The organism is Halomonas sp. BC1 (assembly GCF_002078135.1).
Classification (GTDB): Bacteria; Pseudomonadota; Gammaproteobacteria; order Pseudomonadales; family Halomonadaceae; genus Vreelandella; species Vreelandella stevensii.
Genome location: NZ_LFGS01000015.1, coordinates 238,116 through 239,607, shown reverse-complemented (window position 1 = coordinate 239,607; position 1,492 = coordinate 238,116). Strand labels below are relative to the sequence as shown.

At 57.5% G+C, this 1,492-nt stretch carries 1 protein-coding gene; it reads right to left on the bottom strand.

The window, feature by feature from the left end:
* Window positions 1-1,491: methyl-accepting chemotaxis protein (locus B7L72_RS12470; RefSeq protein WP_254893814.1), on the bottom strand; the 1,491-nt coding region annotated here is incomplete at its 3' end.
* Between the last annotated feature and the right edge of the window lies 1 nt (window position 1,492).

Below are 1,492 nucleotides of genomic sequence, written 5' to 3'. Positions count from 1 at the left end.
GAATGCCGCCACCACGCCCTCCAGCCGTTCGGCCTGCTCCTCCAGCGAACTGGCCGCCGCAGACGCTTCTTGCACCAGCGCCGCGTTCTGCTGGGTGACCTCATCCATCTGGGCGATGGCCTGATTGACCTGCTCGATGCCCGCGCTCTGCTCCTGGGAGGCTGCCGATATTTCATCCATGATGTCGGTGACCCGGCGTACCGACCCGACGACTTCCCGCATGGTGGCACCGGCTTTTTCTACCAGTTGAGAGCCTTCATTGACCTGCGCCGTGGAAGCATCGATCAATCGCTTGATCTCCTTGGCCGCCTCGGCACTGCGGCTGGCCAGGTTGCGTACTTCGCTGGCGACGACCGCGAAACCGCGCCCCTGCTCGCCTGCCCGGGCAGCCTCGACCGAGGCATTGAGCGCCAGAATATTGGTCTGGAAGGCAATCGAGTCGATCACGTTGATGATATCGGCCACCTGCTGGGAGCTCGAAGAAATCCCGTGCATGGTCGAGATGACCTGCTCGACCACGTCGCCGCCCTCTACCGCCTTACCCGAAGCATCGTTGGCCAGGGTGCTGGCCTGATGTGCGTTATCGGCGTTCTGCTTCACGGTTTGGGTCAACTGCTCCATGCTGGCAGCGGTTTCCTGCAAGGAAGCCGCCTGCTGCTCGGTGCGCGACGATAAATCCGCGTTGCCCCCGGCAATTTCTCGTGCGCCGATGTAGATCGAGCCGCTGCTGTCGCGCACGGTCGCTACCGTGGCCGCCAAGCCACTCTGCATGCGCTGCATGGCGCTGAACAGCTTGCCAATTTCATTGCTTCCGCGCAGGTCCACGCGGGATGACAGATCGTTTTCGGCAATGCGCTCGAAATGCACCACGGCTTCATCCAGGGGCTTGACGATGGACCCCACCATGGCCATGCGCACCAGCACGATAATGAACAGCGCAGCCACGATCACAGCAATATCAATATAACCAAATACTTGCATATCGCGCTCGTAATGGTCGATCAACTGATCCGCATACTCGGCCAGATAGCCGTTAAAGGCCATGCTAGTCGTAACAAACGATTGATTAAGCGGAATAATGGCTAAACGCACCGCGTTTAGCTGTGCCTCATTACCCGCTGTTACCGCCGCCTCCATGGGAATCAAGCCTTCCTGCATCACCGCGTAAAAGGCGGTAATCACAGCCTCGGCCAACTCGTTGTTCATACCACGTGGGTCGGAGGCTTCAAATTCGGAGAAGTAACTCTGAGCAGATTGTTGAAACGTTTCGGCCTCGGCCAGATAGGTTTGCGCCTGCTGATGCTGACCATCTTCGGAAGCCACGACACTGTTCAAATACGCCAACTGGGCAAAACCTACTGAGCGCTGAGTACGCGCCAGGGGCAACATCTGATGCATCGACAGCTCATCCATGGCTTCTAATGAATGCCCTCCTTTATTTCCCGCTAAATGACCAAGAACAGCAATGGTCATGATCAACAAAGAAAAAATA